The organism is Novosphingobium decolorationis (assembly GCF_018417475.1).
Classification (GTDB): Bacteria; Pseudomonadota; Alphaproteobacteria; order Sphingomonadales; family Sphingomonadaceae; genus Novosphingobium; species Novosphingobium decolorationis.
Window position 1 is genome coordinate 3458572 of record NZ_CP054856.1, and the last position, 14333, is coordinate 3472904.

Sequence of the window (14333 nt, forward strand, 5' to 3'; positions counted from 1 at the left end):
TATGGCAAAGGGTGGCTCCTAAACCAAGATCGAACGGCAGGAATATGGACGAGAAAGCAACGATAGACACGCTTGATGATGCAATTGCGGCAGCGGCGTTCCGCCGACTGGTGCATCATCTGCAACAGCGCCACGATGCCCAGAACATCGACCTGATGGGCCTCGCGGGCTTTTGCCGCAACTGCCTTGCCGACTGGATCCGCGATGCCGGTTTCGAGGGTGACAAGGCCGAGGCGCGCGCGGTGATCCACGGGATGCCGTTTGCCGAATGGAAGGATAAGTACCAGTCCGAGGCCACGCCCGAGCAGCTTGCGCGCATGGAAGAGAGCCTCAAGAAGAACGCACCGGGGCACTGAGCCCGCCGCGCGGGGGGTGGCCTTCAGGCGTCTTCGGGCCCGATCTGCACGTCCTTGCCCAGCAGCGTCTTTACGTAGATGCGCTGGACAAGGACGAAGGCGGTGATCGTGAGCGGGGAGGCGAGCAGAACGCCGAGGAAGCCGAACAGCATGCCCGCCGCCAGCACCGCGAAGAGCAGGATCGCGGGCGGGATGTTGACCGCCTGCTTCTGGATCATCGGCTGGAGCACGTTGCCCTGCAACTGCTGCACCAGAAGATAGAGCAGGAGCGTCCACAGCGCCGTCATCGGGGAGACGGTGAAGGCGAGCAGGACGGCCGGGAAGCCTGCGATGACGGGGCCCAGCATGGGAATGACGTCGAGCAGGCCCGCCATGACGCCCAGGCCCGCCGCAGACGGGACGCCCAGAAGTTCCAGCCCGATCCAGCTGAGGAGGGCGACGACGATCGAAGAGACGACCTGCCCCTTCATCCAGCCATTGAGGCCCATGCCGACATCGTCCAGCGCCTCTGCGGCCGTTGGATCCGCGACCTTGGGAATGAGCTTCAGGAACCCGCGCCGGTAGAGGTCGGGGTTGGCCGCCAGGAACACCGCGCCCGCCACCACGAGGACGAGATTTGTAAGCGTACTGCCCACGGTGAGCACGTAGCCGCCCGCCTGCGAGAACACGCCGGAAATCTGTTCGCGCCCCTGTTCAAGCGCGTTGCGCACCGTCTCGCCCACGCCCAGGCTGTCGAGCAGGTCCTCGACGCGGGCGATGGCGCCCGGAATACTGTCGCGGATCATGTCGAACTGGGCGGCCAGTTGCGCGCCGAAGAGGTAGAAGGCTCCGGCAAAGACACCCAGCAGCAGCAGCACGGCCAGGGTCAGGCATATGCCCCGGTTCAGCGGGGTGTGGCGGCAGATCACCCGGGTAATCGCATCGAAGACGACGCCCAGGACGATCGCGGCGAAGACCAGCAGGAGGAAGCTGACCATGCGCACCAGCAGCAGCGCAACGCCGATGATGGCCAGCGCGGTGACGATGGCCATGGCAACCCGCGCCGGTGTCCAGTGTGGAGCGCTGTCGTGCGCGGTGGGGCCTTCCATGGCCGCTTCCCTTTCGTATTTCCGTGGAGGTTCGAGGGGCAAACCACGGGGCCTTCGAGATGTTCCGGCCAGTGCGCGTCAGGCAAGCCGCGGACGGGCCCTGGCAAGATGGGCGACGAGGACGGAGCGCGCCGCTTCGAGAGCGACAGCGAGCAGAACCGTCTGGACCAGCAACGAGGCGAGGATGAGGAGCGAGTGGCGTCCTGCGTAGATCCATTCCTGCGCAAGGTAGGTGCACAGGAAAGGGTGGATCAGCCAGAGGGGAAGCGAACGCTGGCCCAGCCATGCAAGGGACGCGCGGGCCGCAGGCGTACGCCCGCACGCGATGAGGGACGGGAGCGCCAAGGGGCAGGCGACGATCAGGAAGGGGGCAAGCACCTTGGGGGCCGTGGTCTCGATCAGAACGAAGCCTGCGCCAAGAGCGAGCGAAGCGCCCCCCGCAAGGCGCGCCGAGCCAAATTCTTCCTGCCATCGGGGGCGTCTTTCCAGGTGGGCGAAGGCGAGGCCGTAGGTGAACGGCAATTGCCAGATCAGCAGATTCGTGACCGAGAACAGCGCCGGGTTGAGCTGGCGTCCATCAAGCAGTGCGCCGGTGAGGAAAGCCATCAGCGCCAGGCCGATCAGCCATGGTACCCGACTGGCCGACCGCGCCAGAACGGGGAAGAGCAGGATAAGCGCCAGATAGGTCTGGGCAAACCACCATTCGTAGACGAGTGGCTTTCCCAGCGTGAGGAGACCCTGCACGCCAAGGTTTCGGGCGATGCGGGCAGGGATTTCATCGCTAGGTGAAAGAAACGACACGGTCAGGACCACGAGGCCCGCAACGGTGAAATAGAAGGCATAGGTGCCGAGAAAACGGCCCGCCTTGTCCAGGTGCCTTCGCCAGATATCGGGCCGGGCCGTCCCTTGCGCGAAGCCATAGCCGGAGAGGAAGAGGAAGATCGCGACGCAGATCTTGCCAAGCCGGCCCAGGTACACCTCCAGCGGCAGGGCGGCGAGGAGAGGCTCGAACGAACTGGGCGGGCGGATCAGCGAGGGCAGGGCGAACAGGTGATGCGTGAACATCAGGAGGATGGCGATCCCCTTGATCGCGTTCGCGTCGGCGCGGGAGATGAGGGGCTGGTGCGCTCCGGCGAAGCCCTGGCCCTGCGCTGGCTCCAGCGCGAAGCCGCAAGGATGCGTGCGAGCCCTTCTGTCCGTCATCGCCATCCCCTGAAACGCGCATGTGATGGGGCAGGGTATGTCGGAAAGGGCGGTGCGCGGTATGCGAACTGCATCCGTTTTCGCGCACGGTGGGTCTCGAACAGGCTTTCCACAGGATCACCTTTTGCGCAAAGGCCCCGCAGCGGCTATCAGCCTGCGCCCGATCGCCTTGGCGACACCCGATTCTCAAAACTTCTTTCGGAGCTGAAATTCCATGGCCGAAACCGCCGACGACCGCCTTCGCCTGCTGATCGAGCGCATCGAGCGTCTCGAAGAGGAAAAGAAGGGCATCTCGGACGACATCCGCGACGTCTACAACGAGGCCAAGGCCGTGGGCTACGACGTCAAGATCATGCGCCAGATCGTGCGCCTGCGTAAGATGAAGCCCGACGACCGTCGCGAGATGGACATGGTGCTCGAGACCTACCGCAGCGCGCTCGGCCTCGACTGATCCATTCGGGAACGCCGGGGCCACAGGTCCCGGCCGTTCCTCACATCCCGGCGAGAAGAGCCAGCGCCATGGTCGCCGCGTTGGCGCCCGCGTGCTGGAGCATCCCTGCGCCCACGCCCAGTCTCTGGCGGGTATAGCCCAGCATGATCCCGGCCCACAGCTGGGGCAGCACCAGCAGTGCGGTCAGCGCCGTGGCGTTGCCGTAGTTGAAGATGTGGATCCCTGCAAAGACCAGCGCGGCCAACCAGTAGATCGCCGGGTATGCACGCTGGAACCAGGTGGGCGCAGGTCGGCGACGCAGCGCGAACCAGCCCAGTCCCGCCACGACACCCAGCGCCAGCAGTAGCCCTGCAATCCACAAGGGGGCAAGCCCATGGGCCTGGCCTGCGATGACGACGGCACCCAGAAGTCCGCAGCCCAGCAGCCACAGCGCGCGTGGGCGCCCGCTCTGCCACCCGCGAAACAGCATTTCCTCGATGATCGGCGCGGCAATCACCGTGACGGGCAGCAGCCATCCGGCCGGCATTTGGTCGAAGGCGTCGGGCGGCGTCAGACCAAGCTGGCTCTGCAGGAGCGCGGTCAGCGGCAGGGTGATCAGCAGCAGAACCGCGACGTGGAGTACATAGAGGACGCCCAGCACCTTCCAGCTGGAAAGTCGGCGCAAACCCTCCGGGGAGAGCACGCGCGGGCGGCGTACGAAGCGGGCAAGGTCGGCCAGAATGGCGACGATGCCGGGCGAGGCGGCGGATGCCAGGGGAACCGTTGGGCGTGTCATGGGCTATCTCCTGACCGATAGATTCTTGCCAAAGCGTTGTGTTCCCGCTGCATTTCGGGAATGGCCTGGATCACGCACTTACATGGGAGCCTTGCCGATGATTGTCACCACCACGCCGCTGATCGAGGGGCAGCCTGTCCAGAAGTACTTCGGGGTCGTGACCGGGGAGGTCATCGTGGGGGCCAACATCTTCCGCGATCTCTTCGCCTCGATCACCGATATCGTGGGCGGCCGCTCGGGCAAGTACGAGCAGGTGCTCCAGCGCGCCCGCAAGGAGGCGCTCGCCGAAATGGAAGCCGAGGCCGCGCGGCTTGGCGGCAATGCCGTCATCGGGGTCGACATCGATTACGAAACGATCGGCAAGACCGGCTCGATGCTGATGGTCAGCTGTTCGGGGACGGCCGTACGGATCTGATCCGCGCGCGTCCCGGCCCTCGCCCGGGCGTCAGGCGCTGACCCGGGCCTCCTCCTGGCGCAGGTCGAAGTCCGTACGCGCAGCATCGACCTGCGCCATGTTGTCGATCGTCCAGAGATAGAGCGCCTTGAAGGGCGGTAGGAGCGATTGGCCGAGCGGGGTCAGGCCGTACTCCACCGCGACCGGCGAAGCCGGGATAACCTGGCGCTCGACAAGGCCATTGCGCTCCAGCTTGCGCAGGCATTGCGTCAGGGATTTCTGGGTCACGCCTTCCAGATGCCGCTTGATGGCGTTGAAGCGCACGGGCCCATGTTCGAGGACGGTGAGGACCATCATCGACCACTTGTCCGCGATCTGTTCGAACAGCTTGCGGCTGGGGCAATCGACCGAGAAATGCTGGCACAGGGGCATCGTGAAACTCGCAGGAGGGCGGTTGGTCGAGGGGCGGTATCCTTGAGGATACCTGGCGAATTGAAGGTGCGTTCTTGAACCCAGGTATCAAAGATATACCTAAGCGGGCATCCAATCAATCTCTCCCCCATTCCTCGTTCCGATGGAGCCCTTCCCATGAGCACATCTGCCACCGACATCCTGTTCCAGCCCTTCCAGCGCGGCGGCCTCGACCTTGCCAACCGCATTGTCATGGCGCCGATGACCCGCTCGTTTGCCGAAAACGGCCTCGTCGGCCCCGAGCAGGCCGCCTACTACGCCCGCCGGGCCGAGGGCGGGGTGGGCCTGATCCTATCGGAAGGCACGGTGATCGACCGACCCAACTCGCGCAACGAGCCGGGCATTCCCTTCTTCCATGGTGAGGAGGCGCTCACGGGCTGGAAGGGCGTGGTCGATGCGGTTCACGCCGCAGGTGGCCGGATGGGCCCGCAGATCTGGCACACCGGCTCCACGCGCGGCATGAGCGGCTGGGAACCCGAGGCCCCGGTCGAGAGCCCCTCGGGCCTCGTCGGCCCCGGCGATCCGCGCGGCAAGGCCATGAGCGAGGAGGACATCGCCGACACCGTTGCCGCCTTTGCACGGGCCGCGGCCGACGCAAAGCGCCTGGGCTTCGACACGGTCGAACTGCACGGCGCGCACGGCTACCTGATCGACCAGTTCTTCTGGGACGGCACCAACCAGCGTGAGGACCGCTACGGCGGGGCGACGATTGCGGAGCGTTCCCGCATGGCCGCCGAAGTGGTCGCGGCCGTGCGCGAAGCGATCGGCCCGGACTTCCCGCTCATCCTGCGTCTCAGCCAGTGGAAGCAGCAGGATTACTCGGTGAAGCTTGCCACCACGCCTGCGGAAATGACGTCCTGGCTGGCCCCGCTCGTCGATGCGGGCGCGAATGTCCTGCACTGCTCGCAGCGCCGCTTCTGGGAGCCCGAGTTCCCCGAGATCGATGGCGAGCAGGGCCTGAACTTCGCCGGCTGGGCCAAGAAACTCACCGGCGCGACCACGATCAGCGTCGGCTCGGTCGGCCTCTCGGGTGAGTTCCTGGCTGCGTTCGGGGGCGAGACGTCCAAGGCAACGGGCCTTGAGCAGCTGACCGCGCGCATGGAGCGCGACGAGTTCGACCTTATCGCCATTGGCCGCGCGCTCATTTCCAACCCCGACTGGGTCGCCAAGGTGCGCGGCGGCGAGGCGGACGGGCTCAAGGGCTTCGATCCGGCCGCTCTTGCCGAACTGGTCTGAGCAGTGAAGACGAGGACTTCTTTCAAGGGGCCATCGCCCCCGGAAGCATCTTCCTGACCTGGCCTGCCGGTCCCGGCGTTTGCGCGAGCTTCGCCGGGATCGCGTTTCCCCACGCGGGCCGTGTCGTCCCGCGCGAGGCGATGGGGCTCGCGCCGGTGGGCATTTACCGTCAGGTCGGCTGGAAGATGGGCACCTGGCGCGACGTGGGATGGTGGCAAGTGTTGCTCTAGGTGGCAGGCTTGTTGTAAGGGCGCCCAACTCGAATTTCCAACGGACTCGCCCCGTACCGCCGCGCGCTGGCCTTCTTGGCCTGGCAAGAGCCTCGGTTACATGCGGCGGGCACAAGACAAGAGCGGACCCGATGGCAGGCCATTCCAAATTCAAGAACATCATGCACCGCAAGGGTGCGCAGGATAAGAAGCGCTCGGCGCAGTTCAGCAAGCTGAGCCGCGAAATCACCGTGGCCGCCAAGATGGGCATGCCCGATCCGGACATGAACCCGCGCCTGCGCGCCGCGGTCAACGCCGCCAAGGCGCAGTCGATGCCCAAGGACAACATCCAGCGCGCGATCGACAAGGCCTCCAAGGGCGATGCCGAGAACTACGAGGAAGTGCGCTACGAGGGCTATGGCCCGGGCGGCGTCGCGATCATCGTCGAGGCGCTGACCGACAACCGCAACCGCACCGCGACCAACGTGCGCACCGCCTTTGCCAAGAACGGCGGCAACCTGGGGGCGAGCGGCGCGGTCTCGCACGGCTTCGAACGCCTCGGCCTGATCGAGTACCCGGCGAGCGTCGGCGATGAGGAAAAGGTCCTCGAAGCCGCCATCGAGGCGGGCGCCGACGATGTCGAGAGCGAGATGGGCGATGGCGACGAGAACCCGGGCAGCCACGCGATCTGGTGCGCGCCCGAAGCGCTCCACGAAGTTGCAGGTGAACTCGAGAAGGTGCTGGGCGAAGCTGAAGGCGTGAAGCTGGCCTGGCGTCCCAACCTCAAGGTCGATGCCGACGAGAACACCGCGGGCACGCTGCTCAAGCTGATCGACACGCTCGACGACGACGACGATGTCCAGACCGTCTGGGGGAACTACGAGATCTCCGACGAAGTCATGGAAAAGCTGGGTTAATTCGGCTGATGCCGGGCTGCGAGCAGCCCTGTTCTGCGCTTTCGGTGCTCACCTACCTTGAGGTACGCTGCGCGCCGGTTCTCGAACAGGGCCGCTCTCGCTCCGGCCTGAGCCGAATTGGACGTGGTCTGAAATGATCATCATCGGGCTCGATCCCGGGCTTACCTGCACGGGCTGGGGAATTGTCGCCAAGAGCGGCAGCCGTCTTAGCCACGTGGCCAACGGGCAGATCCGCACCAACGCCAAGGCCTCGATGGCCGAACGGCTGGTCGAGCTCGACAGCGCGCTGCTCGACGTCATCCTCCACCACCGGCCCGATACCGGCGCGGTGGAGGAGGTCTTTGTCAACGTGAACCCGCAATCGACGCTGAAGCTGGGCCAGGCGCGCGGCGTTGCCATGCTCGCCATCGCGCGCGCGGGGCTGCCGGTGGCCGAATATTCGACCAAGATCGTCAAGAAGGCGCTCGTCGGCACCGGCGGGGCCGACAAGAAGCAGATCCAGCATATGCTCAAGGTTCTGCTGCCCGGCGTCCAGCTTGCGGGCGAGGACGCCTCCGACGCGCTTGCCGTCGCAATCACCCACGCCAACATGCTGGGAAGCCATCGCTAGGCGCAAGCCGGTTTGGTCTGGTCATGCCGGGGCGTTCCTGCCATAGGAACAAACCATGATCGCGAAGCTGACTGGATTGCTGGATGACACGGGCCCCGACTGGGCCGTGATCGATGTGAACGGCGTGGGCTATCTCGTCCACTGCTCGGCGCGCACGCTCGACCACCTCGGCATCCGGGGCGACAAGGTCGTGGTGCACACCGAGATGCAGGTGTCCGAGACCGACCAGCGCCTGATCGGCTTTACCTCGGCGGCCGAGCGCAACTGGTTCCGCCTCCTCACCGCCGTGCAGGGGGTGGGCTCGAAGGTCGCGCTCGCGATCCTCTCGGTCCTTACCACCGAGGAACTCCAGCGCGCCTGCGCGGGCGGGGACAGCGCCATGGTCGCGCGCGCCAACGGGGTCGGCCCCAAGCTCGCCACGCGCATCGTCAACGAATTGAAGGAGAAGGCGGGCGGCATGCCGGTTGCCCCCGGATCGCCGGGCATTGCGGCCTCGGGCGTGGCGGGCCCGGCGGGCTCGTCCAGCGCCGATGCCGTCTCCGCGCTCCAGAATCTGGGCTTCAAGCCCGCCATCGCCAGCACCGCCGTTGCGCAGGCCGTGGGCGAGCTGGGCGAGGATGCCGGGCTCAACGACCTTGTGCGCGTTGCGCTGAAAAAGGCGGCGGGGTGAGGCGCCGGGGGCTTTGGCTATTGGCGATCCTGATCGTACTGATCGGCACCGGCTTCTGGTTTTCCGGGTTCTGGGATGTCGATATATGTCTCGATGCCGGAGGCACCTGGGACTACGAGGAGGGTGTATGCCATTTTCAATAAGCCCGCGTGGTGGCTGGGCAGTTGCTGGGGTTCTCGCGCTCGCACTGTCGGCAGGTACGCAGGCGGCGCCCGCTGCCCGTACAGGCCCCGTCTTCACCGAATACGGACGTACCTTCGCAGTTGAACCCGACATGCCGATCCCGGCTGATGCCGAGTTCAAGGTCGCCTTCGATATCTCGGCGGTGGCGACACCGGGCGAGGTGAACCGCCATATCGACAGCGCGGCGCGCTTCATCAACATGCAGGTGGCGGCCGGTGTGCCGCGCGAACGCATTCATGTCGCGCTCGTCGTGCATGGTCCGGCAGGCGCGGACCTGCTTGTGCCAGAGGCGTACGCTGCGCGCAGCGGCGGGGCGCAGAGCGCCAACGCGCCGTTGGTCCGCGCGCTCCTCGATCACGGCGTTCGGGTGATCCTGTGCGGGCAGAGCGCGGCGGCCATGGGTCTTGCCAGGGCCGATCTCATTCCGGGTGTGGAGCTGGCGCTTTCGGCCATGACCGCTCACGCCCTCTTGCAACAGGACGGCTACACGCTGAACCCCTTCTGATGACCGATAATCCCATCCTCTCGCCCGCGACGCAGCCCGAAGACGCCGATGCGGCACTGCGCCCCAAGACGCTGTCCGATTTCGTCGGGCAGGAGGCGGCCAAGGACAACCTCCACGTCTTCATCGAAAGCGCCAAGTCGCGCCGCGAGGCGATGGACCACACGCTCTTTTTCGGCCCGCCGGGGCTGGGCAAGACGACGCTGGCCCAGATCGTCGCGCGCGAGCTGGGCGTGGGTTTCCGCGCCACTTCGGGGCCGGTGATCGCCAAGGCAGGGGACCTTGCCGCGCTGCTCACCAACCTGGAACACGGCGATGTCCTCTTCATCGACGAGATCCACCGCCTCAATCCGGTGGTGGAGGAAGTGCTCTACCCGGCGATGGAGGACCGCGCGCTCGATCTCATCATCGGCGAAGGGCCCTCGGCGCGTTCGGTGCGCATCGACCTGCCGCCCTTCACCCTGATCGGTGCGACGACCCGGCAGGGTCTGCTCCAGACCCCCTTGCGCGACCGTTTCGGCATTCCGGTGCGCCTGCAGTTCTACACCGTGCCCGAATTGGAGCACGTGGTGACGCGCGGCGCCAATCTGCTGGGCATCGGCATGGACAAGGGCGGCGCGACCGAGATCGCGCGCCGTTCACGCGGGACCCCGCGCGTGGCCGGACGGCTCATGCGCCGTGTGCGTGACTTTGCCCATGTCGCGGGCTCGGACGTCATCACGCAGGCGATCGCGGACGATGCGCTGACCCGGCTCGATGTCGATTCGATTGGTCTCGACATGCAGGACAGGCGCTACCTCATGATGATCGCGGACATCTACAAGGGTGGCCCGGTGGGCGTGGAGACATTGGCGGCTGGCCTGTCCGAGCCGCGCGACACGATCGAGGAAGTGATCGAGCCCTACCTCATCCAGCTTGGCCTCGTGGCGCGCACCGCGCGCGGCCGCTGCCTCAACGACCGGGGCTGGCAGCACTTGGGCCTGACGCCTCCGGCAGGGCCGCAGGGCGGGCTTTTCGATTCGTCCGCAGGTCCGCAGGCCGACTGAAATCACGCAGGACACCCGGGGACAGGCGTTTACCCTTGCCCCCGAAACAAGTCCCGTTTCGAAACACATGGTTAGAAACAGCCACGCAATTGCGCGATAATTGGCTGTAGCTGGACGAAAACAGGGTTAACGCCGTTGCCCTGTTAACGCCTCTCTGCCTTGAGTGTGCTAGCAACCGCATTCGAGCAAAGCATCCGGGAGAGCCGTAGAGGCGCAGTCCGCAAGGGCTGCACGACCTGCGCAGAGAGCAACGTTTATGTCGATCCGTACCGCCATTGCCAAACTGTCCGCCTGCGCTGCGGGCTGCGCCGTGATCGGCGGAGGCGCGGTCCACGTTGCCGAGACCCAGTCGGAGACGACCGAGTACCGCAAGCTCAAGCAGGCGAAGGTCGCACGCCCGGCAAAGCGCCTCATTCCCAAGGAAAGGCCGCGCACCACCCGCCGCGTGCGCGAAATCGTCAAGCCGCCCGAGGACCCGCCGCTGGCGATGGTCCCGGTGCCCCCGCCCTACATTCCGCCCGCCCCGACCCCGATGCCCGCAGGCGGCAGCGGGGGTACCCCGGTGGTAATTGGCGGCGGTCCTGTCGGGGGCTTTGGTGGCGGTTTCTTCGGAGGCTTCTTCGGAGGTGGCGGGTCGAGCGGCGGCAACGTTGTCATCACCTCGACCACGACCGGTGGCTCGACGTCGAGCAGCTCGTCTTCGTCCAGCTCCAGTTCCTCGTCGTCCTCGTCCTCCTCCTCATCATCCTCTTCGGGCGGCGAGGGTTCGACGACGACCAGCACCAGCACCTCGACCAGTTCGGGGGGCGACGATGGCTCGACCACCACGAGCACGTCGACAAGCTCGGGCGGCGACACGAGCACGAGTACGAGCTCCAGCACGTCGAGTTCGACGAGCAGCTCGACCAGCACCTCGACCTCCACCGGCGGCGATACCACCACGACCACCGGCGGATCGACGACCGGTGGGGGCGCGCCGCCAGCACCGCCGCCGCCCACAGATGTCCCCGAGCCACCGATGCTGATCCTCTTCGGAGCCGCGGCTGCCGCTCTCTTCGCCCGCAGCCGCCTGGCGCGCCGGGGCAAGGACACCGTTCGCGCCTGAGGCGCGGTCTGCGGGACTTCCGCGCATTCCAAAAAAGCAAGGTACGGCGAAGGAGTGATCCGAGGGCCATTGCCCTCGGGCTCCCCATAATGTCGACCTCAGCTCTCGCGCGCCGCCTCTGCAGCGAAAGGCGAGGGGGCTGATCGCGTCCTGAGCCGGGGCGGCGGGCAATCGGCTTGTCGATCTCTCGTGTGTCGCGGCGAAATCGCGTGCGTGCCTTGCGCTCGACAGTCGTGGGAGCCCGAGGGCAATGGCCCTCGGTATCGCTTCTTTCTTCTCCCGTTCCTTTCCTTACCCGTCCCCAAACGCGGAAAACCCCGCCCGGCGTGTGCCGGACGGGGTTTTCGAAAGGCCGGTGAGGGCCTCGGCTGAGCGCCGGATCAGTCGGCTGCGAGCTTGCGCAGGACGTACTGAAGGATGCCGCCGTTCATGTAGTATTCCAGCTCGTTGGCCGTGTCGATGCGGCACAGAGCGGTGAACGTGAAGGTCGAACCGTCCGCACGGGTCACTTCGACTTCGACGTCCTGGCGCGGCTTGAGGTTGGCAACGCCCTTGATGGTGAAGGCATCGTCGCCGGTCAGGCCGAGCGTCTCGCGGGTGTCACCGTCCTTGAACTGGAGCGGAAGCACGCCCATGCCGACCAGGTTCGAGCGGTGGATGCGCTCGAAGCTCTCGACGATGACGGTGCGCACGCCCAGCAGGTTGGTGCCCTTGGCCGCCCAGTCACGCGACGAGCCGGTGCCGTATTCCTTGCCGGCCACGACCACGAGCTGCGTGCCGTCGGCCGCGTGCTTCACCGCGGCGTCGTAGACGGCCATGGTTTCGCCCTTGTACGACGAGTAGCCGCCTTCGGTGCCCGGGACCATCTCGTTCTTGATGCGGATGTTGGCGAAGGTGCCGCGCATCATGACTTCGTGGTGGCCACGGCGCGAACCGTAGGAGTTGAAGTCGGCCTTGGCGACCTGGTGCTCCATGAGCCACTGGCCAGCCGGGCTGTCCGCCTTGATCGAACCGGCGGGCGAGATGTGGTCGGTGGTGACCGAGTCGCCCAGGATGAGGAGCGGCTTGGCTTCGATGATGTCCGAAACCGGTGCCGGGGTCATTTCCATGCCCTCGAAGTACGGCGGGTTGGCGACGTAGGTCGATGCCGGCTTCCACGCGTAGGTTTCCGAACCGGTGACGTTGATTGCCTGCCAGTGCTCGTCGCCCTTGTAGACGTCGGCGTAGCGGGCCTGGAACATCTCGCGATCCACGCACGCGTTCATCGTGGTGGTCACTTCCTCGTTGGTCGGCCAGATGTCCTTGAGGAACACGTCCTGGCCGTCCTTGCCGGTGCCGATCGGGGTGGTGGTGAAGTCTTCCACCACGGTGCCCTTCAGAGCGTAGGCGACGACGAGCGGCGGCGAGGCCAGGAAGTTGGCGCGAACGTCCGGCGACACGCGGCCTTCGAAGTTGCGGTTACCCGAGATGACCGCCGAGGCGACCAGGTCGTTCTCGTTGATCGCCTTCGACAGGGGCTCGGCGAGCGGGCCCGAGTTGCCGATGCAGGTGGTGCAGCCGTAGCCGACAAGGTTGAAGCCGACGTTGTCGAGGTGCGACTGGAGGCCAGCCTTCTCGAGGTAGTCGGTGACGACCTGCGAGCCGGGAGCCAGCGAGGTCTTGACCCAGGGCTTGGGCTTCAGGCCCAGCTCGTCGGCCTTCTTGGCGACGAGGCCGGCGGCGACCAGAACCGAGGGGTTCGAGGTGTTGGTGCACGAGGTGATCGCGGCGATCATCACGTCGCCGTCGGTCAGCTTGTAGTCCGCGCCATCGACATCGACCGACTTGCGGTCACGCTTGTAGAGCTCGGCCATGTCCTTGTTGAAGACATCGTCGACCTCGGTGAGGACGACCTTGTCCTGCGGACGCTTCGGGCCGGCGAGCGAGGGCACGACGGTCGAGAGGTCGAGTTCGAGGCTGGAGGAGAAGACCGGCTCGGGGTTCGAGGGATCCATCCAGAAGCCCTGCTCCTTGGCGTAGGCTTCGACCAGTTCGATCTGGCCTTCTTCGCGGCCGGTGAGGCGCAGGTATTCGAGGGTCTTCTCGTCGATGCCGAAGAAGCCGCAGGTCGCGCCGTATTCCGGAGCCATGTTGGCCAGCGTCGCGCGGTCGGCGAGGCTGAGCGTGGCAAGGCCTTCGCCGTAGTATTCGACGAACTTGCCGACCACGCCGTGCTTGCGCAGCATGTTGGTGCAGGTCAGCACGAGGTCGGTGGCGGTCACGCCTTCCTTCAGTTCACCCGTGAACTTGAAGCCGACGACTTCGGGGATGAGCATCGAGACGGGCTGGCCAAGCATGGCCGCTTCGGCTTCGATGCCGCCCACGCCCCAGCCAAGGACGCCCAGGCCATTGACCATGGTGGTATGGCTGTCGGTGCCGACGCAGGTGTCGGGGTAAGCGACGATTTCGCCGTTCTGGTCGTTCTCGGTCCACACGCTCTGCGCGATGTTCTCGAGGTTGACCTGGTGGCAGATGCCGGTGCCCGGGGGGACGGCGTAGAAGTTGTCGAGCGACTTGGAACCCCACTTGAGGAAGTCGTAGCGCTCCATGTTGCGCTGGTACTCGATCTCCATGTTCTGTTCGAACGCCTTGGGCGTGCCGAACTCGTCGACCATGACCGAGTGGTCGATCACGAGGTTGACGGGAACCTGGGGGTTGATCTTGCTGGTGTCGCCACCGAGCGCGGCAATGCCATCACGCATCGCGGCAAGGTCGACGACGCAGGGAACGCCGGTGAAGTCCTGGAGAAGGACGCGGGCCGGACGGTACTGGATTTCCGAGCCGGTGACCGGGTTCTTCTGCCAGTCGGCCACAGCCTGGATGTCGTCGGTCGAGACCGTGAAGCCACCGTCCTCGAAGCGCAGCATGTTCTCGAGCAGCACCTTCATCGAGAAGGGGAGGCGCGATACGTCGCCGATCTTTTCGGCGGCTTTCTTGAACGAGTAGTAGGCGACGGTCTTGCCGCCGGCGGTCATGGTGCTCCGGGTACCGAGCGTATCCTGTCCGACCTGGGTCATGTGGGCGTTGTTCCCTTCCTGTGATGTCCGACGCTTGGGTTCACGCCCTTGAACGCATGGT

At 65.8% G+C, this 14333-nt stretch carries 15 protein-coding genes; 10 read left to right on the top strand and 5 right to left on the bottom strand.

Features of this window, described 5'->3' with window-relative positions; genetic code table 11:
• Positions 1 to 44: 44 nt before the first annotated feature.
• Positions 45 to 356: a DUF1244 domain-containing protein gene (locus HT578_RS16050; RefSeq protein WP_213500684.1), complete on the top strand. Its 312-nt coding sequence runs from the start codon at positions 45 to 47 to the stop codon at positions 354 to 356.
• Between the two features lie 23 nt (positions 357 to 379).
• On the opposite strand, the gene HT578_RS16055 is transcribed toward HT578_RS16050, so the two are convergent.
• A complete protein-coding gene (locus tag HT578_RS16055; RefSeq protein ID WP_213500685.1) occupies positions 380 to 1444 on the bottom strand; it encodes an AI-2E family transporter in 1065 nt (354 codons plus the stop codon).
• 78 nt (positions 1445 to 1522) lie between these two features.
• The gene (locus HT578_RS16060; RefSeq protein ID WP_213500686.1) at positions 1523 to 2647 is read right to left on the bottom strand and encodes an acyltransferase family protein; all 1125 of its coding nucleotides are present in this window, start codon (positions 2645 to 2647) and stop codon (positions 1523 to 1525) included.
• A 214-nt stretch (positions 2648 to 2861) separates the two neighbouring features.
• Here HT578_RS16060 and HT578_RS16065 point away from each other — a divergent pair, with 214 nt between their 5' ends.
• Complete coding sequence (locus HT578_RS16065) at positions 2862 to 3098, top strand: DUF2312 domain-containing protein (protein WP_039389019.1); 237 nt, start codon at positions 2862 to 2864, stop codon at positions 3096 to 3098.
• A gap of 40 nt (positions 3099 to 3138) precedes the next feature.
• On the opposite strand, the gene HT578_RS16070 is transcribed toward HT578_RS16065, so the two are convergent.
• On the bottom strand, positions 3139 to 3873 hold the full coding sequence (locus HT578_RS16070) for a CPBP family glutamic-type intramembrane protease (protein ID WP_213500687.1): 735 nt from the start codon (positions 3871 to 3873) through the stop codon (positions 3139 to 3141).
• Between the two features lie 97 nt (positions 3874 to 3970).
• Here HT578_RS16070 and HT578_RS16075 point away from each other — a divergent pair, with 97 nt between their 5' ends.
• Positions 3971 to 4288, top strand: a complete 318-nt coding sequence (locus HT578_RS16075; RefSeq protein WP_213500688.1) for a heavy metal-binding domain-containing protein — start codon at positions 3971 to 3973, stop codon at positions 4286 to 4288.
• Between the two features lie 30 nt (positions 4289 to 4318).
• On the opposite strand, the gene HT578_RS16080 is transcribed toward HT578_RS16075, so the two are convergent.
• Positions 4319 to 4699: a winged helix-turn-helix transcriptional regulator gene (locus HT578_RS16080; protein WP_039389014.1), complete on the bottom strand. Its 381-nt coding sequence runs from the start codon at positions 4697 to 4699 to the stop codon at positions 4319 to 4321.
• 156 nt (positions 4700 to 4855) lie between these two features.
• Here HT578_RS16080 and HT578_RS16085 point away from each other — a divergent pair, with 156 nt between their 5' ends.
• The 7 genes from HT578_RS16085 (at position 4856) to HT578_RS16115 (ending at position 11216) form a co-directional block, all read left to right on the top strand.
• Positions 4856 to 5974, top strand: coding sequence for an NADH:flavin oxidoreductase (locus HT578_RS16085; protein WP_213500689.1), 1119 nt, complete (start codon positions 4856 to 4858; stop codon positions 5972 to 5974).
• Between the two features lie 361 nt (positions 5975 to 6335).
• Entirely contained in the window at positions 6336 to 7100 is a 765-nt protein-coding gene (locus HT578_RS16090) for a YebC/PmpR family DNA-binding transcriptional regulator (protein WP_039389008.1), read from the top strand.
• Positions 7101 to 7233: 133 nt separating this feature from the next.
• A complete protein-coding gene (gene ruvC, locus HT578_RS16095; RefSeq protein WP_039389006.1) occupies positions 7234 to 7710 on the top strand; it encodes a crossover junction endodeoxyribonuclease RuvC in 477 nt (158 codons plus the stop codon).
• Positions 7711 to 7765: 55 nt separating this feature from the next.
• The gene (ruvA, locus tag HT578_RS16100) at positions 7766 to 8380 is read left to right on the top strand and encodes a Holliday junction branch migration protein RuvA (protein WP_039389004.1); all 615 of its coding nucleotides are present in this window, start codon (positions 7766 to 7768) and stop codon (positions 8378 to 8380) included.
• Positions 8381 to 8507: 127 nt separating this feature from the next.
• Positions 8508 to 9068 carry a DsrE family protein gene (locus HT578_RS16105; RefSeq protein ID WP_213500690.1) on the top strand — a complete coding sequence of 187 codons (561 nt, stop codon included), beginning with the start codon at positions 8508 to 8510 and terminating at the stop codon, positions 9066 to 9068.
• The gene (ruvB, locus tag HT578_RS16110) at positions 9068 to 10111 is read left to right on the top strand and encodes a Holliday junction branch migration DNA helicase RuvB (RefSeq protein ID WP_039389000.1); all 1044 of its coding nucleotides are present in this window, start codon (positions 9068 to 9070) and stop codon (positions 10109 to 10111) included. Before HT578_RS16105 ends, ruvB begins: the two co-directional genes overlap by 1 nt.
• A gap of 256 nt (positions 10112 to 10367) precedes the next feature.
• Positions 10368 to 11216 carry a hypothetical protein gene (locus HT578_RS16115; protein ID WP_084591941.1) on the top strand — a complete coding sequence of 283 codons (849 nt, stop codon included), beginning with the start codon at positions 10368 to 10370 and terminating at the stop codon, positions 11214 to 11216.
• A gap of 380 nt (positions 11217 to 11596) precedes the next feature.
• Here HT578_RS16115 and acnA read toward each other — a convergent pair whose 3' ends face one another.
• Positions 11597 to 14272 (bottom strand): aconitate hydratase AcnA, encoded by a 2676-nt coding sequence (gene acnA, locus HT578_RS16120; protein ID WP_213500691.1) that lies wholly within the window; start codon positions 14270 to 14272, stop codon positions 11597 to 11599.
• Between the last annotated feature and the right edge of the window lie 61 nt (positions 14273 to 14333).

Excerpts from the sequence above, each read along its gene's own strand:
- HT578_RS16050 (WP_213500684.1), top strand. The coding sequence starts at position 45 with ATGGACGAGAAAGCAACGATAGACACGCTTGATGATGCAATTGCGGCA.
- HT578_RS16055 (WP_213500685.1), bottom strand. The coding sequence starts at position 1,444 with ATGGAAGGCCCCACCGCGCACGACAGCGCTCCACACTGGACACCGGCG.
- HT578_RS16060 (WP_213500686.1), bottom strand. The coding sequence starts at position 2,647 with ATGACGGACAGAAGGGCTCGCACGCATCCTTGCGGCTTCGCGCTGGAG.
- HT578_RS16065 (WP_039389019.1), top strand. The coding sequence starts at position 2,862 with ATGGCCGAAACCGCCGACGACCGCCTTCGCCTGCTGATCGAGCGCATC.
- HT578_RS16070 (WP_213500687.1), bottom strand. The coding sequence starts at position 3,873 with ATGACACGCCCAACGGTTCCCCTGGCATCCGCCGCCTCGCCCGGCATC.
- HT578_RS16075 (WP_213500688.1), top strand. The coding sequence starts at position 3,971 with ATGATTGTCACCACCACGCCGCTGATCGAGGGGCAGCCTGTCCAGAAG.
- HT578_RS16080 (WP_039389014.1), bottom strand. The coding sequence starts at position 4,699 with ATGCCCCTGTGCCAGCATTTCTCGGTCGATTGCCCCAGCCGCAAGCTG.
- HT578_RS16085 (WP_213500689.1), top strand. The coding sequence starts at position 4,856 with ATGAGCACATCTGCCACCGACATCCTGTTCCAGCCCTTCCAGCGCGGC.
- HT578_RS16090 (WP_039389008.1), top strand. The coding sequence starts at position 6,336 with ATGGCAGGCCATTCCAAATTCAAGAACATCATGCACCGCAAGGGTGCG.
- ruvC (WP_039389006.1), top strand. The coding sequence starts at position 7,234 with ATGATCATCATCGGGCTCGATCCCGGGCTTACCTGCACGGGCTGGGGA.
- ruvA (WP_039389004.1), top strand. The coding sequence starts at position 7,766 with ATGATCGCGAAGCTGACTGGATTGCTGGATGACACGGGCCCCGACTGG.
- HT578_RS16105 (WP_213500690.1), top strand. The coding sequence starts at position 8,508 with ATGCCATTTTCAATAAGCCCGCGTGGTGGCTGGGCAGTTGCTGGGGTT.
- ruvB (WP_039389000.1), top strand. The coding sequence starts at position 9,068 with ATGACCGATAATCCCATCCTCTCGCCCGCGACGCAGCCCGAAGACGCC.
- HT578_RS16115 (WP_084591941.1), top strand. The coding sequence starts at position 10,368 with ATGTCGATCCGTACCGCCATTGCCAAACTGTCCGCCTGCGCTGCGGGC.
- acnA (WP_213500691.1), bottom strand. The coding sequence starts at position 14,272 with ATGACCCAGGTCGGACAGGATACGCTCGGTACCCGGAGCACCATGACC.